Annotated in this window: 20 protein-coding genes and 2 tRNA genes; 2 read left to right on the top strand and 20 right to left on the bottom strand. The window is 64.8% G+C overall.

Going from position 1 to position 25819, the window contains the following annotated elements:
- The first annotated feature begins 121 nt into the window (after positions 1-121).
- Positions 122-724 carry a DNA-3-methyladenine glycosylase gene (locus tag IVB41_RS21745; protein WP_247434648.1) on the top strand — a complete coding sequence of 201 codons (603 nt, stop codon included), beginning with the start codon at positions 122-124 and terminating at the stop codon, positions 722-724.
- Positions 725-727: 3 nt separating this feature from the next.
- On the opposite strand, the gene IVB41_RS21740 is transcribed toward IVB41_RS21745, so the two are convergent.
- The 13 genes from IVB41_RS21740 to IVB41_RS21680 all read right to left on the bottom strand — a co-directional run bounded on the left by IVB41_RS21740 (position 728) and on the right by IVB41_RS21680 (position 16097).
- A complete protein-coding gene (locus IVB41_RS21740) occupies positions 728-3604 on the bottom strand; it encodes a valine--tRNA ligase (RefSeq protein WP_247434645.1) in 2877 nt (958 codons plus the stop codon).
- Between the two features lie 154 nt (positions 3605-3758).
- Positions 3759-4532, bottom strand: a complete 774-nt coding sequence (locus IVB41_RS21735) for a PopZ family protein (protein WP_247434643.1) — start codon at positions 4530-4532, stop codon at positions 3759-3761.
- Positions 4533-4837: 305 nt separating this feature from the next.
- The gene (locus IVB41_RS21730) at positions 4838-6229 is read right to left on the bottom strand and encodes a TolC family outer membrane protein (protein WP_027566905.1); all 1392 of its coding nucleotides are present in this window, start codon (positions 6227-6229) and stop codon (positions 4838-4840) included.
- Positions 6230-6443: 214 nt separating this feature from the next.
- On the bottom strand, positions 6444-7106 hold the full coding sequence (locus tag IVB41_RS21725) for a protein-L-isoaspartate O-methyltransferase (RefSeq protein WP_247434640.1): 663 nt from the start codon (positions 7104-7106) through the stop codon (positions 6444-6446).
- Positions 7107-7244: 138 nt separating this feature from the next.
- Positions 7245-7424: a hypothetical protein gene (locus IVB41_RS21720; RefSeq protein ID WP_007591158.1), complete on the bottom strand. Its 180-nt coding sequence runs from the start codon at positions 7422-7424 to the stop codon at positions 7245-7247.
- A 176-nt stretch (positions 7425-7600) separates the two neighbouring features.
- A tRNA-Asn gene (locus IVB41_RS21715) sits at positions 7601-7675 on the bottom strand.
- 134 nt (positions 7676-7809) lie between these two features.
- Positions 7810-8178, bottom strand: coding sequence for a hypothetical protein (locus IVB41_RS21710; RefSeq protein WP_247434635.1), 369 nt, complete (start codon positions 8176-8178; stop codon positions 7810-7812).
- A gap of 376 nt (positions 8179-8554) precedes the next feature.
- A complete protein-coding gene (locus IVB41_RS21705; RefSeq protein ID WP_247434633.1) occupies positions 8555-8938 on the bottom strand; it encodes a RidA family protein in 384 nt (127 codons plus the stop codon).
- A gap of 42 nt (positions 8939-8980) precedes the next feature.
- The gene (locus tag IVB41_RS21700) at positions 8981-11314 is read right to left on the bottom strand and encodes an acetamidase/formamidase family protein (protein WP_247434893.1); all 2334 of its coding nucleotides are present in this window, start codon (positions 11312-11314) and stop codon (positions 8981-8983) included.
- A gap of 258 nt (positions 11315-11572) precedes the next feature.
- Positions 11573-12814 (bottom strand): acetamidase/formamidase family protein, encoded by a 1242-nt coding sequence (locus tag IVB41_RS21695; RefSeq protein ID WP_247434630.1) that lies wholly within the window; start codon positions 12812-12814, stop codon positions 11573-11575.
- 49 nt (positions 12815-12863) lie between these two features.
- Positions 12864-14486 (bottom strand): amino acid ABC transporter permease/ATP-binding protein, encoded by a 1623-nt coding sequence (locus IVB41_RS21690; RefSeq protein WP_247434627.1) that lies wholly within the window; start codon positions 14484-14486, stop codon positions 12864-12866.
- The gene (locus tag IVB41_RS21685; RefSeq protein ID WP_247286099.1) at positions 14486-15403 is read right to left on the bottom strand and encodes an ABC transporter substrate-binding protein; all 918 of its coding nucleotides are present in this window, start codon (positions 15401-15403) and stop codon (positions 14486-14488) included. The genes IVB41_RS21690 and IVB41_RS21685 overlap by 1 nt, the downstream gene beginning before the upstream one ends.
- 430 nt (positions 15404-15833) lie before the next feature.
- Positions 15834-16097, bottom strand: a complete 264-nt coding sequence (locus IVB41_RS21680) for a hypothetical protein (RefSeq protein WP_247286100.1) — start codon at positions 16095-16097, stop codon at positions 15834-15836.
- Between the two features lie 253 nt (positions 16098-16350).
- On the opposite strand from IVB41_RS21680, the gene IVB41_RS21675 reads away from it, so the two are divergent.
- Entirely contained in the window at positions 16351-16545 is a 195-nt protein-coding gene (locus IVB41_RS21675; protein WP_027566897.1) for a hypothetical protein, read from the top strand.
- Positions 16546-16631: 86 nt separating this feature from the next.
- On the opposite strand, the gene IVB41_RS21670 is transcribed toward IVB41_RS21675, so the two are convergent.
- The 7 genes from IVB41_RS21670 to IVB41_RS21640 all read right to left on the bottom strand — a co-directional run bounded on the left by IVB41_RS21670 (position 16632) and on the right by IVB41_RS21640 (position 25805).
- Complete coding sequence (locus tag IVB41_RS21670; protein ID WP_007610232.1) at positions 16632-16778, bottom strand: hypothetical protein; 147 nt, start codon at positions 16776-16778, stop codon at positions 16632-16634.
- A gap of 188 nt (positions 16779-16966) precedes the next feature.
- Positions 16967-17040, bottom strand: a tRNA-Cys gene (locus IVB41_RS21665).
- A 57-nt stretch (positions 17041-17097) separates the two neighbouring features.
- On the bottom strand, positions 17098-17850 hold the full coding sequence (locus IVB41_RS21660; RefSeq protein ID WP_247434622.1) for an ABC transporter ATP-binding protein: 753 nt from the start codon (positions 17848-17850) through the stop codon (positions 17098-17100).
- Between the two features lie 10 nt (positions 17851-17860).
- The gene (locus IVB41_RS21655) at positions 17861-18577 is read right to left on the bottom strand and encodes an ABC transporter permease (protein ID WP_027566895.1); all 717 of its coding nucleotides are present in this window, start codon (positions 18575-18577) and stop codon (positions 17861-17863) included.
- Between the two features lie 198 nt (positions 18578-18775).
- Positions 18776-19510, bottom strand: a complete 735-nt coding sequence (locus IVB41_RS21650; protein WP_027566894.1) for a tRNA-uridine aminocarboxypropyltransferase — start codon at positions 19508-19510, stop codon at positions 18776-18778.
- 41 nt (positions 19511-19551) lie between these two features.
- Positions 19552-22656 (bottom strand): efflux RND transporter permease subunit, encoded by a 3105-nt coding sequence (locus IVB41_RS21645; RefSeq protein WP_247360916.1) that lies wholly within the window; start codon positions 22654-22656, stop codon positions 19552-19554.
- Positions 22656-25805 carry an efflux RND transporter permease subunit gene (locus IVB41_RS21640; RefSeq protein ID WP_027566892.1) on the bottom strand — a complete coding sequence of 1050 codons (3150 nt, stop codon included), beginning with the start codon at positions 25803-25805 and terminating at the stop codon, positions 22656-22658. Before IVB41_RS21640 ends, IVB41_RS21645 begins: the two co-directional genes overlap by 1 nt.
- Positions 25806-25819: the final 14 nt, after the last annotated feature.

The following is a 25819-nucleotide window of genomic DNA, read 5'->3' as shown; positions in this document are numbered from 1 at the left end:
GGTCTGACCAAGTCCTACCTAGTCGGTCTGGCCGGGCATCGCAACCCGGCTCGCCCCGCTTCAGGGAACATGGCAGATATGGGCAATATCCTGCTCTGTTCTCTGGCGATTCTCACCTCGAATGGCTCCAGTCTCGAAACCTTCCACACCCCGGCTCGGCAAAGCGCTGAAGCGTGCCTTTTTCGCACGCAGCGTCCACGAGGTCGCGCCCGACTTGATCGGCGCGACCATGCTGGTCGACGGCGTCGGTGGGATCATCGTCGAGGTCGAGGCCTATCATCATACCGAGCCGGCGGCGCACTCCTATCGAGGGCCAACGCCGCGGAACCAGGTGATGTTCGGCTCGCCCGGCTTTGCCTATGTCTACCGCTCCTACGGCATCCACTGGTGCGTGAACTTCGTCTGCGAGGAGGAAGGCTCGGCCGCCGCCGTGCTGATCCGCGCGCTGGAGCCAACCCACGGCTTGGCTGCGATGCGTCGGCGGCGCCATCTCCAGGATTTGCACGCGTTGTGCTCGGGCCCGGGCAAGCTGACCGAAGCGCTCGGCATCACCATTGCGCACAATGCCCTGCCGCTGGACCGCCCGCCGATCGCGCTGCATGCGCGGACGGAGGATCTGGAGGTCGTGGCCGGAATCCGGATCGGCATCACCAAGGCCGTCGAACTGCCCTGGCGCTATGGCGTCAGGGGTTCGGAATTCCTCAGCAAGCCGTTTCCGAAATAGGCCCTACGACGCCTGCTTGAGCCGCTCCAGCGCCTCGAGCAGCTTGGCCTTGCGGGCGAGCGCGGCCTCGCGCTTTTCGCGCTCCTCCTCGACGACCTCCTCGGCCGCGTTGGCGACGAATTTCTCGTTCGCCAGCTTGGACTCGGCGCGCTTGATGTCGGAATCGGCCTTCCCGATCTCCTTGTCGAGACGCGTGCGCTCGGCGGCGACGTCGATCACGCCCTTCAGCGGCAGCGCGGCAACCTCGCCGCGCACCAGGAGCTGGACCGCGCCGTCGGGTGCACGGTCGGCGAAAGAGATATCCGACAGCCGCGCCATGCGCTTGATGACGTCGCTCCAGCGCGGCGCCCGTTCCTTCGTCTCGGCCGAGGCGCCTGCGAGCACCAGCGCCGTCAGGGTCGCCGGCGGAATGTTCATCTCGGCGCGTACCGAACGGATTTGCGTTACAAGGTCGATGACCCAGCCGATCTCGGCCTCGGCCGCGGGATCAGTGAAGTCGGCATGGTCGAAGATCGGCAGCACCCAAACCGGCGAGACGAGCGCATCGGTCGGCCCCGTCGTCGCCGCGAGCATCGCAAGCTGCTCCGGCGTGGGCCCGGCCGGCTTCAGCGGCCACGGTGCCAGCGCGAGCAGACCGTCGCGCTTGGCCGTCACCTCCCACAGCTCCTCGGTGATGAAGGGCATGAAGGGGTGCAGCAATTTCAGGATCTCGTCGCGCGCCCATGCCACCATGGCGCGGGTCTCGGCCTTGGCAGGGCTGTCGGGGCCGAGCAGCACGGGTTTTGCGAGCTCAAGATACCAGTCGCAATAGACGTTCCAGACGAAGCGGTAGATGCTGCCGGCGGCGTCGTTGAAGCGGTAGGCCTCGATCGCCTCGGTCACCTCACGCGTGGTGTGTGCGCTCTCATGCGCGATCCAGCGGTTCAGCGTCTCCTTCGCCTTCGCCGGCTCGAAGCCCTCGGGCACGGCGCAGTGGTTCATCTCCGCGAAGCGCGACGCATTCCAGAGCTTGGTCGCGAAATTGCGATAGCCCTCGACACGGCTGGTGGCGAGCTTGATGTCGCGCCCCTGCGCGGCCATCGCGGCCAGCGTAAAGCGCAGCGCGTCCGCACCATATTGGTCGATCAGGCTGAGCGGATCGATGACGTTGCCCTTCGACTTCGACATCTTGGCGCCCTTCTCGTCACGGACGAGGGCGTGGATGTAGATCGTCGAGAACGGCACCTCCTTCATGAAGTGCAGCCCCATCATCATCATGCGGGCGACCCAGAAGAAGATGATGTCGAAGCCGGTCACCAGCGCGTTGGTGGGGTAGTAGCGCTGCACCTCCGGCGCGTCCGCGGGCCAGCCAAGGGTCGAGAATGGCCACAGCGCCGAGGAGAACCAGGTGTCGAGCACGTCCTCGTCGCGCGTGATGAAGCCGTCACGCTTGTTGCGGTCGAGCGCCATCTCGCGGCCCTGCTCGACCGTGATGACTTCCTGCTCGACGTAATAGCCGAGGGCATGACTGATGGCCTCCTCTTCGGTCTCGGCGACGAACACCTTGCCGTCGGGACCGTACCAGGCCGGGATCTGGTGGCCCCACCAGAGCTGGCGCGATATGCACCAGGGCTGGATGTTCTCCATCCACTCGAAATAGGTCTTTTCCCAGTTCTTCGGCACGAAGGTGGTTTCGCCCGAACGCACCGCGGCCATCGCGGGTTTCGCCAGCGTCTTGGCGTCGACATACCATTGGTCGGTCAGATAGGGCTCGATCACCGTGCCGGAGCGGTCGCCATGCGGCACCATGTGGGTATGGGGCTCGATCCGTTCGACGAACCCGAACGATTCCAGTCGCTCGACGATGCGCTTGCGCGCTGCAAAGCGATCGAGCTTGTTGAACTCCTCGGCGAACTGCGCGGCGCCTTCCGGCAGGTCGCGCAGATAATCCTCGTTGTCGAGGAGATCGAGGCAACCTTCCTTGTCGATGACACTGATCCGGGCGAGGCCGTGGCGATTGCCGACCTCGAAATCGTTGAAGTCGTGCGCCGGTGTCACCTTGACCGCGCCCGAGCCCTTCTCCGGATCGGAATAATCGTCGGCGACGATCCGGATCTTGCGGCCGACCAGCGGCAGGATCACGTTCTTGCCGACCAGCTTCTGATAGCGCTCGTCATCGGGATGCACGGCGACGCCGGTATCGCCGAGCATGGTCTCCGGGCGCGTGGTGGCAACGACGATGAAGCTCGAGGGATCCTCGGGGCTGAAAGTCTTGCCCTCGATCGGATAGCGCAGGTACCAGAGGCTGCCCTTGACCTCGGTCTGCTGCACTTCGAGATCGGAGATCGCGGTGAGCAGCTTGGTGTCCCAATTCACCAGCCGCTTGTCCTTGTAGATCAGGCCGTCGCGGTGCAGTTCGACGAACACCTTGACCACGGCCTTGGAGAGGCCCTCGTCCATGGTGAAGCGTTCGCGCGACCAGTCGCAGGAGGCGCCGAGCCGCTTGAGCTGGTTGATGATGGTGTCGCCGCTCTCGGCCTTCCACTGCCAGACCCGCTCCAGAAACTTCTCGCGGCCCATTTCGCGACGGCTGGGCTGCTGGCGCTCCATTAGCTGCCGCTCGACTACCATCTGGGTGGCGATGCCGGCATGGTCGGTGCCGGGCTGCCACAGCACGTCGCGGCCGCGCATGCGCTCGAAGCGGCACAGGATGTCCTGGAGCGTGTTGTTGAGGGCGTGTCCCATGTGCAGCGAGCCCGTCACGTTTGGCGGCGGGATCACGATGGTAAAGGGCACTGCGTCGCGACGGTCCGGGCGGCCGGCCTTGAAGGCAAGGCTGTCCTCCCACACGACGGACATGCGGGCTTCGATATCGGCGGGCTGGTAATTTTTCTCGATCATGGCGCTGTTAGAAAGCCGCGCACGGGGTCCAAGTCAACGGACAAGTCAACGGAAAGGTCAAAGGAAAGCCAGGCGGCAACAAAGCTTTCCGGGTCCGGTCGGGAGGCCAAATATCACGGACAAGCAGGGCTTTATGAGGGCTCTGCGGCCCGATTTACCTGCCGCCGCGCGATACCCGCTCGATTTCGGCCTTCACGATGCGTTCGACGAGGCCCGGCAAATTGTCGTCCAGCCAGGATTTCAGCATCGGACGCAGCATCTCCTTGACCAGATCCTCCAGCGTTCGCGCATTGCTGCTGAGCACCGTGTGGGCCAGGGAATTGAAGGCGGATTCGACCGCGGAGACCGTCGATTGCGCCAGGATCGGCTGTTGGGGCGGCAGTGGCGGCGCATCGAAGTCCGCGGGCGCATAGGATGCCGGCGTCGGACGCGGCGGCGGCGATTCGGCGAATTCGAGATCGTCGCGCGGCTCGACCTTGCGGAAGCTCGGCGGCGGCGGAGGCGGCGTCGGCTCCATCGCCAGCGCCATATCGTCGGTCAATTCCAGCACGTCGGGCTCAGGTTCGGGCTCCGGCTCGGGAGCACGGATTTCCGGCGCAGCCGTGGCCGTGTCCAGGCCCGCCAGCAGCGCGTCGATATCGTCCTGATTGTTGGACGCATCCGCCTCGGGTGTGTGGGCCGGCGGCGGCGCCGGCTTCGCGGCCGGAGCCGGTGCGGGCTTCTCGGCGGCCGGTTTGGGCGGCGCGACCTTGGATGGCGGAATATCGTTGATCGCCTGCGGCTTCGGTGGCGCGGCGGGGGCGGCAGCTTTCTCGGGCTTGGCAGCATCCGCCGGCGGCGGCTTGGCCTCATCGTCGGCAATGATGCGCCGGATCGAGGCCAGAATCTCCTCCATTGAGGGTTCTGTGACCTTTGCAGGCTGCGTCATCTCCGACTCCACATCATCAACGCCCTCGCATGCGTTGTTTTACACCAAGCACGACAGGATTGGCCGGTTCCGGATGGGTGGCCCGACATTTTCGTCGCGGCAGCCCGACTTGTCCCCAGATGACGGCTCAACGTGCAGCGGTGCGCCCCTGCCCTCGGCACTCATGCTTTACGCACACGGCATCGGATGCAGAGCGAATCGGCCCGCATCTTCTCGGCAAGGCTATGTCAGGGATTTTGTTGATTGCAAGCAAAGCACCGGTCGGCTTCGGCTATTCGCGAGGCCGACCGGATGATTACGGGACTCTAGCGTCCGTCTGGCGTGCGTACGCCGGCCCAGCTGTCGCGAACCTGCTGGTAGTGGACACTGGGATCATAGACCGTGGTGTTGAGGCCGAGGACTTGCGGGGCGAGACGGCCGACCGCATTGAGCACCGAATAGGACGCCACCACGCGGTCATGCTGGGCAGTGACGAGCGCAACGCGTGCGTTGACCAGCGCCTGCTGCGCGTTGAGCACGTCCAGCGTGGTACGCTGGCCGGCCTTGGCTTCTTCACGCACGCCGTTCAGCGCGATCTCGGAAGCCGTGACCTGCGCCTGCGCAGATTGTACCTGCGCCTTGCCGGCTTCCAACTGCCCCCAGGCCTGCACGACGTTGGCACGGGTCTGGTCGCGGGTGGTTTCGAGATTCAGGCGCTGCTGCGCCAGGTTCTCTTTCGATTGGCGGATGAGCGCATATTCAGCGCCGCCCTGATAGATCGGCACGGAGGCGGTCGCAATGGCGGAAGCGGTCGTCGTTCGGAAGACCGTCAGGGTCTGCTGGTACGACTGGGTGATGCCAGCCTGAACCGTGAGGGTCGGCAGCAGCGCGCCTTCGTTGATCTTGACCTGAAGATAATTGACATCGATGCCGAACATCGAGGCCGTGACGTTGGGGTTCTCCACCAGGCTGAGACCGACGGCGGAGGCGAGCGTCCCGGGCAGGAAACGATCGACGGGCGAGCCCGGCGCAAGGTTCGTCGGCTCATTGCCGATGATGCGGCGGAAATTCGCGCGCGTCGTCGTGAGATTCGATTCGGCAGTCAGTGCCTGGGTCCTGCCGGCCGCGAGCTGCGCTTCGGATTGCGCCACGTCCGTGCGCGTCACTTCGCCGACATTGAAGCGATCGCGGGTCTGCTTGAGCGTCTGTTCGAGCACGCGCACGTTGCTGCGCTGAACTTCGAGGGTGGCGGAGTCACGAAGATAATCCATGTAGCTGGTGGCAGCCTGCAACAGGACCGTCTGCTCGAGCACGCGCAACGCCTCGCGGGATCCCGAGACCTGGCTCTCCGCCGCGCGCGTCCTGTTGGCGGTCTGATTGCCGTTGTAGAGCGTCTGGTTGATGGTCAGGCTGGCGCTATTGGGCTGAAGGGGCGGGTCGCTATGGATCGGCAGACCCTTCTGCTGCTGCTGAATGTCCTGATATTGATAGCCGGTGCTGAGGTTGACTCCGACCTTGGGGCGATAGCCCGACAGCGCCTGTGGCACGTTTTCGTCAGTCGAGCGCACCTGGGCGCGCTGCGCGTTAAGCTGCGGATTGTTCTGATAGGCGCGCACCAGCGCAGCCTCGATCGTATCCGCCAAGGCAGGCGTCGGCGCGACAAGCGCCAGCAGCAGGACCGAAACCGCTGCTCCGGTGAAGAGCTTCACCCCATGCATCCAAAAATTCCGTTCATTCTAACGCCCGGCTCGTGCCCGCGAGCTGGGTTACCGTCTACGAGTGGAGTCGTTGCCCCGCCGCAACATAGGACGCGGTCAAGCGCGACGGAACTACCTGAGGGTGGTTCTCAGTGGAAACTCTTCACGTGCAGCATCCCGGCCACACTTCTGATTCAGAACGGGATTTTAACGGGCTAAAGCCGCTATCGGGCCGTCAGAATACGAAGGCGGCGGCCCGTTCCAGCCCGGGAAGGACCGGGGCCGCGGCATCGAACAGTGCCCGATGGCCGAATTCGCCGTGGGTATGGGTCACGATCATGGCCCGCGGCGGCCTGGATTCGGCCGAGACCCCCACCAGGCGCCCACCCTCCTTGAGCTGCCCGAGCAGCCCTGCCGGCGTCACCTCGGTGGCGCCGTTGAGGACGATCACATCATAGGGACCAGCAGCAGTATCACCCTCGGTGCAGGCCGCGGCCTTGCAGGCCGCGTTGGCAAGCCCGAGGGCGGCGAAGGCGTCATTGGCCTTCTTGGCCAGCGCCGAATCGCATTCCGTCGCGGTGACCTGGCGGGCGAGCTTGGCGGCCAGCGCAGCGAGATAGCCCGTGGCGCAGCCGACGACCAGCACGTTGTCGTCCTCGCCGATCTCGGCGGCCTGGAGCAGCTTGCCGGTCAGCTGCGGCTTGATCAGGAACCGCTTGACGCCGCCCTCGCTGACGTCGAGATCGAGGTCGAGATACGCCACTGCCTGCCGGCTGGCCGGCACGAAGGCCTCGCGCGGAACCGTGAGCATGGCGTCGAGAACACGACGGTCGGTGACGTCACTGGTGCGCACCTGGCCATCGACCATTTTTAGGCGCGCCGTCGAGAAAACGGACATTTGCGGACCCTGCAAGGCGGACGATGCCGCGGACGAAAGTTGGCGGCATCTTTGGAGCAGGCCCTGCAAAAACGCAACATGGCTTTGGCCCAGCGAACCGGGCCTTTCCGCAACTCGCAACGTCCAGGGTGAGCCGGCCTATTCGATCGTGACGGCGAGGCGGCCGATCAATGCGGCGACTTCATCCAGCCGTGCCGAATCGTGGGTCTCGACCGCGCGCGCCAGACAGGCGAGGCATTCGTCGTCGCTGAGTTCGGGGATGTCCGCCGGCAAAATGGAGGGAGCCAGCGGGGAACGGTCGACCTGGATGTCTCGCATGGGAATCAGCTCCGTAAAGGACCGGCCTCTGGAAGCTCGATTTCAATTGAGTCGTTTTGGCGTCGCCGCGGAGAACACGGGCTCGCCACGGTGCACATCTAATTGAGAATTTGCCGCAAGGAGATCGCACGCCAGATCAGAGTCTTGACGCAAGCTATTGAAAATGAAGCGGAATTTGGCTCCCCGGGCTGGATTCGAACCAGCGACCATCCGATTAACAGTCGGATGCTCTACCGCTGAGCTACCGAGGAAAAGGGCGAACCCGTCGTTCGCGCGCGGCTGCGTATAACAAAGCCGCTTGCGCTTGCAAAGGACGAATTCGCCATCTCGCACATTGCGGCGAGGAAGGGCGCGTGGCCCCTCCTCCGCCTGGCCTCAGGTCAAGTTACTCGGCGACGAATGAAGTGGTCTTGGTGCCGGAATCGTAGCGCAGCCGCAGCGCGGTGAACTTGCAGAGGTTGACGTTCTTCCAGAGCACGGTCTCGTCATAGTTCTGCCAGTCGACGCGGACGTTCCAGACGCATCCTTCGTCGTCATCGTCGAACTCGACATAGGTGCTCGCCTGGTTCTGCAAAACCTTGTCCAACTCGTTGTCCCATTCGTCCATGCCATCGGCCGGGGCGTTGAAGCCCAGGAATTTGATCGCATAGCCGGTCTCGTTGACGACAGTGACGTTGCGGGCGTCAGCCGCGAACGACGGCGCGGCAGCAATCGATAGACCGATCGCGATCAGTGCAGACAGAAAATACTTCATATGAAATTCCCCCGATCGAAACGGGCTTTCGGTGCCTGACGTCGATCGGCGCAGGCGCCGCGGCAACCAATGGCGTTGCCTCGAAGGATTCGTCGGAGGCGCAATCGAAAGGTTCAAGACGCGATCGATCCGCCTCCGGCGCGTTGCACGACGCGAGACGCGCAACGAGCTAATTCTTACCGATTCGAATTCTCCGCAGCAATGAACCGGCATTCATAGATCGGCGCGGCTTGCTGTCTCCTGCGCGGGCGCCGCGTGCGGACGGGCAACGCAAGGTCTTGCAGCCCGGATGGAGCGAAGCGTAATCCGGGGCCCTGTATCCGCGGAACGAATTCCGGATTGCGCTTCGCTCCATCCGGGCTACGGGCTGTCGCCCTCACGGCCGGCGGCAGACCAGGTCAATCTCGATCAGCGCGTCGTAGGCAAGCCCGGTGACACCGACGCAGGTGCGGGCCGGCAGGCGGTCGGGCGGAAAGTACCCGCGATAAGTCTCGTTCATTGCGGTGTAGTCTTTCTTGAAACGTGTGAGATAAATGCGTGTCATCACGACGTGTTCGAGACCGAGATCGACGCCCGCCAACACTACCTTCAAATTCTCCATCACCGCCCTCGTCTGCGCGACGATGCCGTCGGGCAACACGCTCGGTGTTTGCGGCGTGTCCGGCATCTGGCCGGTGACGAAGACAAAACCGTCGGTCTCCACCGCGTGGCTGAAGGGCGCGACCGGCTTCGGTCCGCCGCTGATCATGTGGAATTTCACTGGGGTTCCTTGTTACGGCGCTTCTTTCAAGGGAAGGCTTGTCTAGGGGAAGGTTTGAAACAGGCGCTTGCTGATGATCGCGTGCACGCCCCAATTGCCGTCGACCACCTGCGTGACGCCGAAGTCGACGGCGGCCGACATCAGCGCGATCGCCTCGTCCTCGCTGAGGCCCTTCACGTTCATCAGGAAGCGCCGCATCTTGCGGAACGCATCTTTCATGGCGAGGTCGAGCGAGGATTTTGCGTAGACCTCGCTTTGGCCCTGAGCGCCGAACTCGGCGAGGTAGTTGGGATGGCTGAATCCGGTCAGGACCCAGTCGGTCTCGGTCTCGATCAAGGGATAAGAGAGATCGGCGAAGGGCTGGCCGGCGAGATCGGCCTTCTTGTGCAGGATCACCTCGAACGTTCCGGTCATCGAGCATTCAATCGCGGTGCCGCTCAATTCGCCATCGCCTTGCGTGGCATGGGGATCGCCGACTGACAGCAATGCGCCGGGGACGGACACCGGAAGATAGACGGTCGCCCCCTTCCCCAGGCGCCAATTGTCGAGATTGCCGCCGAAATAGGACGGCGGTACGGAGTCAATGAAATCGACCTCCCGCGGCGCCACCGCGATCACGCCGAAATGCGGCCGCAGGGGAATCCGGATGCCGTCGAGCACCGCGTGGCGGCGCCTCACTGTGCCGGGCAAGACGGGAACGCCGGGATAGTCGTAGGTGGAGTGCACCACGCCAAACGGGTCGGTCTGCGGCTCCCAGCGGTAGGAATAGAGCGCGCGGGCATGCGGCGCATCGGTGTCGTCGAAGATTTCGTAGATCGTCACCACCTCGCGCGGCTTCGGTCCTGACAGAAATTCGTCGTAATGATAGCCCCACCAGGCCGCAACCGAGGAGCCGAACACGCGCCCTGTATGTTTCGGATGAGGACTTGTACGCGGTACGATGTCGAGGATCCGCACTTCCAGCACGTCGCCGGGCTGGGCGTCCTTCACCGACACGGGCCCGGTGCAGATGTGTACGCCAAAGCCTTCGCCGGCGCCGCGCCCGAATATGCTGGCATCCATCGGACCCGCGCCGCGGCGATCCACGTTCTTCCTCGCCTTGGTCCAGCCGAATACGTCTTCGGCGGCGGCATCGCCCGCGATCATCAGCTCAGGATCGTCGGAGGCGTGCTGCGTCAGGGTTTCGATGGTGATGGTATCGCCCGAGGCGATCTCGAGCTGCGGCTGTAACGAGCGACTGAAATATCCCCAATGAACACGGTCGGCTTCGACCGGAAGATGATGATGCTTGCGCTCGGCCGTCCTCGGCTCATCGATGTCGGTACGGGCGAGATTGCCGCGCGCCTCGGCACTCGCCTGGTGCACGCGAAGCTGCGCCAGCGCATCCTGCGGCCAGCCGCGCTGACCGGTTATCCCATGCTGCGTCGTCGCCCGCTCCGCCTCCTGCTGGCGAAACTCGCGCGGCGGCAGTCCGAAGCGATGGCGGAAGGCGCGGCTGAAATGCGCGGAATCGCCAAAACCATAGGCGTAGGCGATCTCCGAGATCGAGCGATGCGCCTCGGACGGATTGGACAGGTCGGCCCAGGCGCGTTGCAGCCGCCGCTCGCGCACGTAGTGAGTAAAGTTGTCGCCGACCGTCTCGAACAGCTTTTGCAGATAGCGCTCGGAGATTCCTTCGGCCTGCGCGACGCGCGCGGGCACCAGCTCGGGATCGTCGAGGCGGCGTTCGATGCTCTGGCAGATCCGGTGCAGGAGTGCCGACTGCGTCGCGCTCGATCCGGCGTCGGACGTCGAAGCCGCCAATTGATGGGCGAGTGTCAGCAGGAGATCGACGAGCGACTGCGTGACCGCATTCCATTCGGCATCGCTCAGGGTGTCGAGCGTGCGCGCGGTCGCGTCCATCAAGCGCGCGAAGACGTCGGCAAAGCCGCTGGGCGGAACGACCCTGGGTTCGCCGAGCCGCGGCCTGCCCGAGAGGCGGCCGTGCAGCGCGTCCGACGTTACCGACAGCACGATGGCGCGCATGTCGCGCTGGAACACGATACTCCAGTCCCCGCTCCGCGGCAGCAGCACGAGATGGCCCACCGGAACGATGCGATGGCCGCCGGCACTCTTGAGCACCATGCCGTCTTCGACCGGCATCAGCGCAATCGGCAGGTCTTCGTTGGCCTGCGAACGCGGACCAATGGTCTGGGCGACGGCCGCCATGCGCGTCAGCGCAACGCCTGCGGCGTGGCGATGTGACGCCGTTGCGTGCCCATCCAGGAAGGAATGGCCTGCCGCCGGCTGCAGGCCGACCGCGGCGAGCACGTCCCGCCAGGCTTCGGGCCGGTCGTCTTGCGCGTAGGACTCGCTCGTGAAGGGACGGAAGCTCATCGGATCGACCCAGATTGCAGTGGATCGAAGCAACCTCTGTGCCAGACGCAATTGGTCATCCGTCGCAGCGACGGGCCGCAAATAACCGTCTTTGGTCATTCCCACATCCCGGAAACAGACTGCACTTCAAAGCGTTAGAGCTAGGTATCGCCGATAAGCGCGATGCGTGACCTGGATGGAGCGAAGCGTAATCCGGGACCATCAGAGTTCGCTGTGAGAAACCCGGATTGCGCTTCGCTCCATCCGGGCTACGGCACATCAGTCACAACGGAAGATGTTCTTGCGGATCGTGCCGTGAACGCCCCAATTGGCGTCGACCACCTGGGTGACGCCGAAATCGGCGCCGACCGATAGCAGCGAAATCGCCTCGTCCTCGCTGAGGCCGTGCACGGTCATCAGGAAACGGCGCAGTTTTCTGAACGCGTCGCGCATCGCACGGTCGAGACTCGAGTGATTGGCAATTTCGGTTTGTGCGTCGACGCCGAGCGCGGCAAGGTAGTTCGGATAGGTGAAGCCGTAGAATGACCAGGCCTGATCAGTCTCCAGCATCGGATGGTCGAGACCTTCGAGGCTGGTGCCGGCGAGATCGGCTTTCTTGTGCAGAACGAACTCGAAATCGCCGGTCAGCGAGGTCTCAATCGCGGTGCCGCCAAGCTCGCTGTCACCTTGGGCTGCATGGGGATCCCCGACCGAGAAATAGGCGCCGGGGACCGCGACCGGATAGAACATCCGCGCCCCCTTGCCGATGCGCCAGTCGTCGATGTTGCCGCCGGTATAGCTCGGCGGGATCGAGCTGACGAAATCGGCCTCCGACGGTGCGAGCCCCATGGTGCCGAAATGCAGCCGTGCCGGCACCTTGACGCTCGCGAGAATGTTCTCCCGCTTCGTGATGGTGGCGTGATCGACGCGCACGCCGGGATAATCGATGGTCGGATGCACGATGCCGTCAGGATCGGTCTGCGGCGTCCAAACATAGTTGTAGACCGCCTTGGCGCAGGGCTCGCCGGAGGTGTCGAGCTCGAAGATGGTGACGACCTCGCGCGGCTTCGGCTCCTCGATCAGATCGTGATAGTGAAACCCCCAATTCGCGGCGACGTTGGAGCCGAAGCAGCGCCCGGCATGACAGGCGCTGCAGCTCGGCCGCGGCCTGATATCGAGGATGCGCACTTCGAGGATATCGCCGGGCTCGGCGCCATCGATCGCGACGGGACCGGTGAGGAGATGCACGCCGATCCCCTCGCCTGCGCCACGAATGAATGGGCCTTCGACAGGACCCGAGCCGCGCCGCGCGACTGCCTTGTGCTCGCGCGTCCACTGGAACACGCTCTCGGCGCCGGGATCGCCCTGGATCATGCGCTCGTAATCGTCGTTGGCGTGGTGGGTCAGCGTCTCGATGGTGGCGCGATCGCCCGAACGCAGCGTCAGGGCCGGCGCGACCTTCTTGGAGAAATAGCCCCAGTGGACGGTTTTCGGCGAAACCGGCAGCGTGAAATGCTTCATGAGGTGGCCTCTTCTGGAAACGCGGTCTTGAACGTTGCGGGTGCGGCTCTCATCGCACCGCCTCCGGAGTCTTGTCGGTTTCCATCACGCTGAGGAAACGCGCAGTCAGCGGATTGCGGGGGCTGGAGAGAACCTCATGCGCGGGCCCCTCCTCGATGATCGTGCCGCCGCTCAGGAAGGCGACACGGTCGGCGACCTCGTCCGCGAAGCGGATCTGGTGCGTCGAGATGATCATGGTGAGGCCATCATCGATGGCGAGCCGCCGGATCACCTCCAGGACCTCGCTGACGAGCTCGGGATCGAGCGCCGAGGTCGGCTCGTCCAGGAGCAGCACGCTGGGGTTCGGTGCGAGCGCTCGGGCGATCGCGACGCGCTGCTGCTGACCGCCGGAGAGATGCCGCGGCAGCGCGTCGGCGCGGTGCGACAGCCCGACCCGGTCGAGCAGCTCGGCGGCGCGGCGATCGGCATCGATGCGGGTCATGCCGTGCACCCAGCGCAAGGGACCGGCAATGTTCTCCTTCGCCGAGAGATGGGCGAACAGGTTGAATTGCTGGAACACCATCCCGACGCCCACGCTTGCCCGCTCATTGGCGATCGCGCGGGGCGGCAGCAGCTTGCCGTTGTCGTCGAAACCGAGACGGCGTCCCCCGACGCGCACGGTGCCCCCGTCCCAGCTTTCGAGATGATTGATGCAGCGGAGCAGCGTGCTCTTGCCGGAGCCGCTGGGCCCGAGCAGTGCGACGACCTCGCCGACACGCACCGTAAAATCGAGGCCTCCAAGCACCTTTTGCGTGCCGTAGCTCTTGGTGAGGTCCCTGGTCTCGACCGCGATGTTGTTTCGAGAGATCGTTGCCGCACGCCGGGTGCGCTCCTCGCGGGTCAGCGCCCGCGGCGGCGTGTCGGTGAGCTCTGCCTGTGCGGACACCGGGACGTCGACGGTCGCTGCGGCAAGTTCGAGCTTGGTGGCGAGATCGAGGCGGCGCCAGGGCAGATAATCGGCGAGCTTGCGCTGGCGACCTTTGGCGCGGTCGAGATCGAGCAGCCATTCGACAAAAAGCTGGATGATGCTGATGGCAAAGGTCAGCACGAGATACAGCAAGCCCGAGGCGAAGAAGATCGAGAAGAAGTCGAAGGTCGAGGACGCAAGCTGGGTCGAGCGCAAGGTCAGCTCCTGGACCGCGACCACGGAGGCGAGTGACGAATTCTTCAGCGCACTCACGGCCTCGTTGCCGAAGGCCGGGATCATGGTGCGAATCGCCTGGGGCGCGATCACCCGCCACATCAGGATCCGCGGCGTCATGCCGAGCGCCTGGCCGGCCGTCACCTGCCCGCGATCGACGCCGAGCACGCCGGCACGCAGCATCTCGGCGATGAACGGCGCCTCGTTGCAGGCCAGCGCAAGGCCGGCGGCCAGCACCGCCGGCAGTTTGATGCCGATATGCGGCAACGCGTCGTAGGCGAACACCATTTGCAGGATCAGCGGCGTGCCGCGGAAGATCACAGTGTAGGCCCTGGCGATCGCCGCCAGCAGCCAGAAGCGGGAGAGCTGCATGCCGGCGAGGATCAATCCGAGGATCAATCCTCCGCCGAGCCCGAGGGCAGTCACCTCGAGGGTGAGCTCGATGCCCTCGAGCAGATACGGCATGCTCAGGTAATGGAGGAACAGCGACATCAGTCGGCCGTCAGAATGTCAGGCTCCTTGAAGTTGTTCACGTCGAGCCCATGCTTCTTCAGAAGCTCCATATGCGTTCCGGCCTTCTGGACCTCGATCAGGGCTGCGAGCACGGCGTCGCGGAATTTCGGCTTGTCCTTCGGAACGGCGATGCCGACGGAATACGGGATCGTCACCGCGGTCGCCTTCTCCAGCTTGTCCGGATAGGCCTTGACCGCGCTGTCGACGGTGTTGACGTCGTTGACATAGGTGTCGGCACGACCGGCGAGGATCGCCTGGATGCAGTTGGCGTTGTTGTCGTAGAGCTGGACGGTCGGCTCGGCCTTGCCGGCCTTCTTGCACTCGGGCATCAGCGCCTGGATCAGGGGCACCTCGACATAACCGGTGTTTTCGGCGGCAGCGGCGCCGCACATCGACATGTTGATGCCGTTGATGCCCTTCGGATTGCCCTTGGCCACCAGCACGCCGTCGAACACTTTCGAATAGGTGATGAAGTCGGCGGCCTTGGCGCGCTCCTTGGTGGCGTAGATATCGGAAATGACGATGTCGGCTTGTCCCGCGGCCAGCGTGGTCAGGAGCGCCGCGAACGTCACCGGCTTGTAGGTCAGCTTGAAGCCGAGGCATTCACCGATGGCTTCGCCGAGATCGATGTCGAAGCCGATATATTTGCTCGGATCCTTCGGATCGATGGTCTCATAGCCCGGCGTGTGCGGGTTGATGGCGTTGACGAGGGTCTTGCCCTTCCAGTCCGGATATTTGTCCTGGAGCGCGGCGCAGGCCGCAGGCGCCGCAGCCTGCGCGCTCAGGGGCGCGGCTGCCAGCGCGCCGAAAGTGACTGCGGCGCCGACCGCGGCCTTGCGCCAGGACAGCGATGCACGCGCGTTCCCCCGCGCCTGGGGCAATACCGGTCTCTCCATCTCCAGCTCCTTCGAATTGTCATGGCAATGGCCATGTTCCAGATCTCGGAAGCGAGCCTAGGTGGAGAGCGGACCGGAAAGCTTGTCCGCGGGCGTACAAAAAATTGGATGGAGGGAGCCCGCCATTTGGGCAGGCGGCTGCACAAAAACTGTTCGTGAATGCGGGACGCTGTAGCGCGCAATTCCGAATTCGGGAAAGCACATGATCGTGCGCGACGCCGCGATCTGCACGTCAGGGAATCATGCGGTGAGGTCATTTGACAGAGATATGACAATCGAAGGACGCATCTGCGGGCGGCATCCGAAGCACATCACCGCTGTTCCACAGCCTGTCCGCAGCATACCCACAGGTATATCCACAGGCCGACTATGCCGGATTCGCGAGCCCACGTGAGCCACTTGCTGCGCACAAGCCCACAGGGCCGGTATGTCAGCCGCCGGCCTGATCGAACACGGTGCGGCAAGCCTCACTCAAGCTTGGCCTGTTGCGGCGCAGGCAGGCCGTGATGGCGCGAACGTTGGGGATTTCGCCGGCACAGAGCCGGTAGACGTCGGGGGTACAGGCCCGGCGCTGCTCGGGCGTTCCCTGCTGCGCATGGGCGGCGGAGGCAAACAGCGTCAGGAACAGCCCGACCGTCGAGGCGCGACGCGCCCGGCTTTTCACACCCGCAAACCGCAAGAACCTCGCCTTCATGACCAGTCTCCCGTTCTGCCCTGCCCGCCGGCCTGTGTTGGCCGGTGTGCGAACGGGTAGGAGAAATAAACAGCCGAAGATGTGACCTCCTTCACACTGCGGGCATCCGGCAGGAACCTAAGTTTCCCAACGGGATTTCATCAATCGCTAACCAATCGGGACCCGATTGGCCGATCGTTAAAATGCGAACGATCGGCTCAATCGGGAAACAAGCCGGCTTTGCGACATTGCGCCATCCGGTCCGGAGGGTGTGATGAGCGAAGCCGAATTCAACTTGCTGCTGGATGCCGTCCAGGACGCCATAGTCCATGACGATCTGGCGGTCGTGCCGGGGGAGGATTTCGTGCCGCGCTCGTGGACCTATTACGCGAAGCCCAAAGCCGCCAATGACAACGAGGGCGCATGGCCCCTGCTTCCGTTTCCCGACGGCTGGTACGCGGCCTGCTAAGGCCAATTTCACCGTGAGCCGATGCGCCCGCGCTCTGCGGGCGTTTTGCTATGGGCCCTACGCCGCGAGATTCGGCATGCCCGCGATCAGGTCTTGACGCGCTCTCCGCCGTCCTGCGGCGCTTGGTCGGGTGCGGCCGGCGGAAAGATGCTGTCATAGATCGCGCGGGCCTCGCGAATGAGGCGAGCCCGCTCCAGCTCGGATTTCGGGACAAATCGGACGATTTCGCTCACGTGCTCTCCAGCGCTCGATCGTTGGGATGCATCACTTCGCAGATGCGAAGACTATGCCAGCAGGCTGAATGACGGGTTTCCGCCGGGCCCCGGGCAAACCCGGTGTGCGCGGCCAGCATGCATCGCTCGCGCGGGCCCATAGCAGGCGCGACACGATCGAATATTGCTGAGATATCAGGAGGTTGTGATGGAGGCCACGTCGGGACTCGAACCCGAGTAAACGGTTTTGCAGACCGGCGCGTAACCACTCCGCCACGTGGCCCCAACGAGGGCGGAGCAATATAGGGGATCACGGGTTTAGGCAACCCCGACCGGGCAGCTACGCCTTCGCGCCGCCGAGATATTGGCCGAGAATCTCATCGGTTGCGCCGGCCGCCACGATCCGCCCCTCCTCCAGCAGGATCGCGCGGTTGCAGGTGCTCTTGATCAGCGCGACGTCGTGCGAGGCGAGCACCAGAATGCCGGCGCGCACGACGATCTCGTCGAGCCTCTGCCGCGCCTTCTTGCGGAACTGCTGGTCGCCGACGCCGATCCATTCGTCGAGCAACACGATCTCGCCCTCGACGGCGGTTGCGACCGCAAAGATCAGGCGCAGCATCATGCCGCTGGAATAGGTGCGCAGCGGCAGGTCGAGCCGGTCGCCGAGCTCGGTGAATTCGGCGATCTCCGCGCGCCGGGCATCGATCTCGGAGCGTCGTGCGCCGATCACGAGCCCGCGCCGCATGATGTTCTCGTAGCCGGTCGCTTCCTCGTCGAATCCGGCCGAGAGATCGAACAGCGGCTGGCAGCGGCCCAGCACGTCCACGCTGCCGGACGTCGGATGGTAGATGCCGGCGAGCACCCGAAGCAGCGTGGTCTTGCCGGCGCCATTGGCGCCGATGATGGCGACGCGGTCGCCGGCACGGATATCGAGGCTGACGTCGTTCAACGCCTCGACGATGTGCGGGACCGCTGTGTTCCGCCGCAGCGTCACGGCGCTGACGAACCGGCTGCGCAGCGAGCGGTCGCGGAACGACAGCACCGGAAACCTCACCGAGACGTTGCGAAGCGCGATATGAGCTGCGGGGGTCATATCTCGCGCCTCACAGCCAATACGCCACGCGATGGCGGTATTTCGCGTAGCAGCCGAGGCCGATGACGGCCACGACGGCCGCATAGATGATCCCGAGCAGCCACTGCTCCGCATCGGTCGGCTGCGACAGCAGCGGCCTGCGGACCAGATCGAGCAGCGTTGCAAACGGATTGGCGCGGATCAGCCAATAAAACGCGGTGCCGCGCACGGTGTCCTCGGTCCAGATGATCGGCGTCAGGAAGAATACGAATTGCAGGCCGCTGACGATCGCCGAGCCGATGTCACGAAACCGCGCGCAGAGCATGCCGAGCGCAACCGAGCCGCCGAGCAGCACGACGAGCAGGATCGCAATGCCCGGCACCGCGAGCAGCATGCTCGCATGCAGCGGCCACGGCATCACGAGATAGAGCAGGACGACGATCACCAGATGATGCGCAAAGATGAGGACGTTGCGCGCCATCATCTGGAGCACATGCACGATCAGCGGCGCCGGCACGGCCTTGATCAAATGGCCTGAAGCCACGAAGATGTTGGAACCTTCCTGCAGCGTCGTCGCGATCAGCGTCCAGACAATCAGGCCGACAGCGAAGGTCGGCAGAAAGCTCGCGATGTCCTGCCTGAACAGTGCCGCATAGACCGTGCCGACGCTGGCAATGGTCGCAGCGAGCGTCAGCGTAATCCAGAGCGGGCCGATCACAGTGCGCCGGTAGCGCAGCGAAATGTCCATCAGGGCAAGCGTGCCCCAACGATCGAACCGCGCCGCCTGGGCAAGGATCTCCTTGGCTGCAAGCTGAATGCGACGGCCCTTTCCGCTTCCGGCGTTCCGATGGTGCCACAGGATAGCAGATCGCGGCCTGTTGGCCGATGGTCTCTATTCGCCCGCCTCTCGCGGGACAATCGGCCGTACGGATGATCCGGACCGGACTCAGGCTCGCTTGCCCCGCCGCACACCGCGCCGGCGGTCCTTGACCGGCGGCTTTGGCGCCAATTCGGGCATCTCGGTCTGAACCTCGCGGTAGCGGGTTAACATCCGTTCGAAACAGGCATTCAGCGTCTCGGCGATGTCCGGGCGCTTCTCCAGAACGGAGAGGATCGTCGCTGCGGCCTCGATGGTCGACAGTCCGTCCTTCCGAGGCTCCTTGCGCAGGCGCCCGTAGCGCGATGGCGCGGCCGGATTGAGGATGACGCGCTGGCATTTCAGCATCCAGGGATTGCGCCACCACAGGGCCTTGGCTTGGCTCCAGGTGCCGTCGAGCAGCACCACACCTTCGAGCTTGCCGAGGCGCGCGCGCTGGTTGTCCGCGACCTCGCCCTTGCGGTTGAGGGCCAGGATTTCGCCCTCGGCCTCGAGATCGGCGGCGTGCGCGGAGCCGAGATAGAGCACGGCCCAGTGCGAGGCGTTCTCGATCGGCTGCCCCAGCGCCTTGGACAGGCTCGGCCAGGACAAGCCGACCCGCAGCGTGGCACCGGCGAAATGCTTCGCAAGCAGCCGGGCGGTGCCGAGCGCCCTGTCCTGCTCCTGCGGATGCTGAAGGATCAGGAGTCCAAGGCGGTTTTTGAGCGGCGTGACGCTGTCGCAGATGCACAGCGGCATCGGCTTTTGGCAGTGCGGGCATTCGGGGATCGGATCGGCCGGCGCGGCGGCGGTGGGGTGCGACATGGTCGCCGCTATACGCTTTGCAGGGCGGTTCAACAACCCGCCTATTCCGCCGGCGCGGCCAGCGGGCGCGGCTCGCGCCGTCGGCGCAGGCGGTCGATCAGCAGGTAGATCACGGGCGTGGTGTAGAGCGTCAGGATCTGCGACACGAACAGCCCACCGATGATGGTGATGCCAAGAGGTCGGCGGAGCTCCGTGCCGGGCCCGGTCGCGACCACCAGTGGAATGCCGGCGAACAGCGCCGCCATCGTCGTCATCAGGATCGGCCGGAAGCGCGCCTGGCAGGCCTCGAAGATCGCCTCCGCCGAAGACAGGCCGCGCTGGCGCTCGGCATCGAGCGCGAAATCCACCATCATGATGCCGTTCTTCTTGACGATGCCGATCAACAGGATGATGCCGACGAAGGCGATCACCGTCAGTGGCGTGTTGGTGAGCTGCAAGGCCAGCAGCGCGCCCAGACCCGCCGAGGGCAGCGTCGAGATGATCGTGAGCGGATGGGCGAGGCTCTCATAGAGTACGCCGAGCACGATATACATCGCCACCAGCGCGCCGAGGATCAGGAGCGGCTGGCGGCCGCTGGTCTTGGCGAAATCCCCGGCATTGCCGTCAAAACTGCCGCGAATGCCCTCCGGCATGTGCAGCTCCTCGACCGCGCGCTGGATGTTCTGCGTTGCGGCCTGGATCTGCACGTCCGGCAACAGATTGAACGACACGGTGGTCGATGGGAACGATTGCGAATGATAGACCGCGAGCGCGGCCAGCCCGCGCGTCGCATGCACCACGGCCGACAGCGGCACCTGCGCGTCGCCCGCGCCGGCGACATAGATGCGTTCGAGGTTGGACGGGTCGACCTGGAATTTCGGGTCGATCTCCAGCACGGTCATGTACTGGTTGCGCTGGGTGTAGATGATCCCGATCTGCCGCTGCGAGAACGCATTGTTGAGCGCGTTGTCGATATCCTGGACGCGGACGCCGAGCGCCGAGGCCTTCTGGCGATCGATCGACAAGGTCAGTTGAAGCCCGCCGGGATCACGGTCGCTGGAGATGTCGGTGATGCCCTCGACGCTCTCCATGCGCTTGGCCACGATCGGCGCCCACTTTTGGAGCAACCCGAGATCGGTGCTGGTCAGCGTGTACTGGTAGTCGGAATCGCTCTGCCGTCCGCCGGCGCGCACGTCCTGGGCGGCGAACATGAACAGGCGGATGCCGGGCACCGGGTATAACGCTCGCCTGAGACGGTCGATCACCACCTGGGTCGAGACGTGGTCGCGCTCCTCCGGCGGCTTCAGGCTGATGAACATGGTGCCGCGATTGGAGGTCGCGCCGCCCGGTCCGCCGCCGCTGCCGACGGTGGAGCCGATGCCGGCCACGGCAGGATCCTGCATTACGATGTCGGCGAGCCGCTGCTGCAGGCTCAACATCGACTGAAACGAGATGTCGGCCGAGGCGCGCGTCGCCCCGATAACGAAGCCGGAATCGTCGGTCGGGAAATAGCCCTTGGGAATCTTGATGTAGAGCGTCACCGTCAACGCGATGGTGGCGAAGAACACCAGCAGCGTCAGCAGCGGATATTCCAGCACGGTGCGCAAGGTGCGGGTGTAGAAAGCGACGATGCGCGACAGCGAGCCCTCGATGATCCGGTCGAACAGGGTCGCCGTGCCGGACGTGGTCTGCCGGATGTAGTGCGCGCAGATCATCGGCGTCACCGTGAGCGACACCAGGGTCGAGACCAGGATCGCGAAGGTCAGCGTCAGCGAAAACTCGCGCAGCAGCCGGCCGACGATGCCGTCCATGAAGATCAGCGGCGTGAACGCCGCGATCAGCGACAAGCTGATCGACACCACGGTGAAGCCGATCTGCCGGGCGCCGTCCAATGCCGCCTGGAGCGGCCGCATGCCGTGCTCAAGGTTGCGGTACATGTTCTCAATCATGACGATGGCGTCATCGACCACGAAGCCGACGGAGATCGCCAGCGCCATCAGCGACAGATTGTCGATCGAGAAGCCGGCGACCCACATGCCGGCGCAGGTCCCGGCCAGCGCCAGCGGCACGGAGATTCCGGCCGCGATCGTCGGCGTGAGCCGCCGCAGGAATACGAACACGACGACCATCACGAGAATGGCCGTCGCGAACAAGGTCCACTGCATGTCGAGCACGCTGGCGCGAATCGTGCTGGTGCGGTCGACCAAGGTGGAGATATCGACGCCGGCCGGAATCCACTGCTTCAGCGCGGGGATCAACGCCTTCACCCGGTCGACGGTGTCGATGACATTGGCATCGCCCTGCTTGGTGATCTGGATCAGCACCGCCGGCTGCTTGTTGAACCAGGCGATGGAACGGGCGTTGCGGACGGAGTCCTCGATGTCGGCGACGTCGGCCAGCCGGACGAAATTGCCGTTCGAGCTCTTGATGACGATGTCGCGGAACTCTTTCGCGGTCCGCATCTGCCTGTTGAGCGACAGCGTTTCACTCTGGCGCTCGCCGTTGAAGATGCCGACCGGACCGAGCGGGTTGGCGTTGATGATCGCAGTCCGCACGTCGTCGGTGGCGATGCCGGCGTTCGACAGCGCAACGGGATTGAGCTGCACCCGCACCGCCGGCTGATCGGCGCCGGACACCGTGACGTCGCCGACGCCCGGCACCTGCGAGATCCGCTGCGCCAAAACCGTATCGGCGACGTCGTAGATCGCGCTTGCGGACAGCGTCTTCGAGGTCAGCGCCAGCACGAACACGGGAGCGCCGGCAGTGTTGGCCTTGCGGAAGCGCGGCAGCGTCGGCAAATCGCTGGGCAGGTCGACCAGCGACGCGTTGATCGCCGCCTGCACGTCACGTGCGGCCTTGTCGATGTTGCGGCCGATGTCGAACTGGAGCTGGATGTTGGTCGTGCCGAGCGACGAGGTGGAGGTGATCTGGTTGATGCCCGCGATCTCGCCGAGCCGCCGCTCCAATGGCGAGGCGACCGTCGCGGCCATCACGGACGGGTCGGCGCCGGGACGGCTGGCGGAAACGAAGATGGCGGGGAAATCGACGTTCGGAACCGAGGCGACCGGGAGGAACTCGTAGGCCACGATACCCAGCAGGAACAACCCGATCGACAGCAGCGTGGTCGCGACCGGGCGGCGGATGAAGGGCTCCGAGATCGATGCCATCACTGCATCCCCTCCGTCGCGCCCGCGACGGGCGGCCCGCCGGACTCCGCCGGCGGCAGCGCCTGCTCGAGGCGGCGGTTGATGCGGTCGAGTGCGAGATAGATCACCGGCGTGGTGTAGAGCGTGAGCAATTGGCTGAGCAGCAGGCCGCCGATGATGGAGATGCCGAGCGGAAAGCGCAGCTCGGCGCCGGTGCCGCTCTCGATCGCCAGCGGCAGCGCTCCGAACAGCGCGGCCAGCGTCGTCATCATGATCGGGCGGAAGCGCAAGAGGCAGGCCTGCACGATCGCCTCATGCGCCGGCATCCCCTGCCCGCGCTCGGCCTCGAGCGCGAAATCGATCATCATGATCGCGTTCTTCTTGACGATGCCCATCAACAGGATGATGCCGATCAACCCGATCACCGAGAGATCCTGCCCGCACAGCATCAGCGCCAAGATCGCGCCGACGCCGGCCGAGGGCAGCGTCGAGAGGATCGTGATCGGGTGGATGTAGCTCTCATAGAGCACGCCGAGCACGATGTAGATCGTGATGACGGCGGCGAGCAGCAGCCAAGGCTGGCCCGCCAACGCCTTGGCGAATTCGGCGGCGTCGCCGGCATAGACGCCGACGATGCTGTTGGGCATCTCGATCCGGGTCTCGATGGTCTTCACGGCCTCGACAGCGTCGCCGAGCGCCGCGCCCGGGGCGAGATTGAAGCTGAGCGAGATCGACGGGAATTGCGCCTGGTGCGAAATCGCGAGCGGCGCGGTGGTGCGGGTCAGCGTCGCCACGGCGGAGAGCGGAACCTGTGCGTTGGGCGCGCCGGCAGTCGCGCTCGCCGCGCCCGGCAGATAGAGCTTCGACAGGATCGAGGGATCGCGCTGGTACATCGGCAGCGCTTCCAGCACCACGCGGTACTGGTTGGCCTGGCCGTAGATGGTCGAGATCTGCCGCTGCGCGAAGGCGTCGTTGAGCGTGTCGGTGATGCCCTGGAGGCTGACGCCGAGCTGGCCGGCGCGGGTGCGATCGACCGTGAGCTGCGCCCGCAGACCGCCTTCCTGCGCCTCCGAGGAGACGTCGCGGAACAGCGGATCGCGCCGCATCTCGGCAACCAGCTTGCGCGCCCATTCCGACACCAGGGCAGCGTCGGTGCCGGTCAGCGTGTACTGGTATTGCGAGCGGCTCGACTGGGTCGAGATCTGCACGTCCTGCACCGGCTGGAAATAGACGGTCATGCCGGGGATGGCGGCCACTCGCTCCTTCAGCCGGGTGATGACCACGCTGACATCATCACGCCGCTCGCCGCGAGGTTTCAGCGTCATGACAAGACGGCCGACATTGGTGGTCGGATTGACCGAACCAGCACCGATCACCGAGACCACGCCTGTTACATCGGGGTCGGCCTTGATGGCGTCGGCCGCCGCGGCTTGCCGCTTCTGCATCTCCGCGAACGACACGTCCGGACCGGCTTCCGTCACCGCCGTGATCGAGGCAGTGTCCTGCAGCGGCAGGAAGCCCTTTGGCGCGACGACATAGAGCGCCAGGGTCGCAATCAGCGTGGCGAAGGTCACGACCAACGTCGCGCGCTGGCGCTCCAGCACCCAGAGCAGCGTGCGGTGATAGAACTCGACGGTGCGGTCGATGAAACGGCTGACCGCGGCAAGACCCGGCACTGCCAGCTCTTCATGGGCATGCTTCAGCAGGCGCGAGCACATCATCGGCGTCAGCGTCAGCGAGACGACGGCCGAAGTCACGACCGCGATCGTCAGCGTCAGCGCGAATTCGCGGAACATGCGGCCGACAAGGCCCGACATGAACAGCAGCGGGATGAACACCGCGATCAGCGACACCGTCAGCGAGATCACGGTGAAGCCGATCTCGCTGGCGCCCTTTAGCGAAGCCTCCATCGCGCTATCGCCGTTTTCCATGTGGCGGACGATGTTCTCGATCATGACGATGGCGTCGTCGACGACGAAGCCGGTGCCGATGGTGAGCGCCATCAGCGACAGATTGTCGAGGCTGAAGCCGGCGAAATACATGATGCCGAAGCTGGTGATCAGCGACAGCGGCAGCGCCACGCCGGCGATCAGCGTGGCCCGCAGCGAACGCAGGAACAGCAGCACCACCAGCGTCACCAGCACGACGCTCAGGATCAGCGTGAACTGCACGTCGCGGACCGAGGCACGGATGGTGACGGTGCGGTCGGAGACGATGGTGAGGTTCACGCCGGCCGGAATAGCGCGCTGAACCTTTGGGATTTCCGCGCGGATCTGGCTGACGACGTCGATCACATTGGCGCCGGGCTGACGCTGGATGTCGATGATGACGGCGGGCGAGCCTTGATACCAGCCGCCGGTGCGGTCGTTCTCGAGGCCATCGACGATCTGCGCCACGTCGGCGATGGTGACGGGGGAGCCGTTGCGGTAGGCGATGATGACGGGCTTGTAGGCGTCGGCGGCGGCGATCTGGTCGTTGGCGGCGATGATGTAGGATTGCTGCGCGCCGTCGAGCGAGCCTTTCGGCCCGGAGACGTTGGCATTGGCGATCGCGGTGCGCAGGTCTTCCATGGCGATGCCATAGGCGGCCAGCCGCGCGAGATCCGCCTGGATGCGGACGGCTGGCTTCAGTCCGCCGAGCACAGAGACGCGCCCGACGCCGGAAATCTGGCTCAGCCGCTGCGCCAGAAGCGTGTCGGCGATGTCGCTCATCGCCCGCAACGAGATCGTGTCGGAGCGCAGCGCCAACGTCATCACCGGCGCATCGGCCGGGTTCACCTTGGCGTAGGTCGGCGGATAAGGCAGCGTCTTGGGCAGCACGCCGGCCGCAGCGTTGATCGCGGCCTGGACGTCCTGGGTCGCGCCGTCGATGTCGCGGTTGAGATCAAACTGGAGCGAGATCTGGCTGACGCCGAACGAGCTCGTCGAGTTCATCGCCGACAGCGACGGGATCTGGCCGAGTTGCCGCTCCAGCGGCGCGGTGATCAGCGAGGCGATCACGTCGGGGCTCGCGCCGGGCAATTGCGTCGTCACCTGCACGGTCGGGAAATCGACCTGCGGCAGCGCGGACACCGGCAGCGCGAAATAGCCGAGCAGCCCGCCAATCAGAAGCGCGATGCCGAGCAACGAGGTCGCGATCGGCCGTCGGATGAAGGGTTCGGAGACGCCCATGGGATGCGCCTGCG

It is taken from the genome of Bradyrhizobium sp. 44, from assembly GCF_023073095.1.
Lineage (GTDB): Bacteria > Pseudomonadota > Alphaproteobacteria > Rhizobiales > Xanthobacteraceae > Bradyrhizobium.
This window is presented reverse-complemented; position numbering and strand designations above follow the sequence as displayed.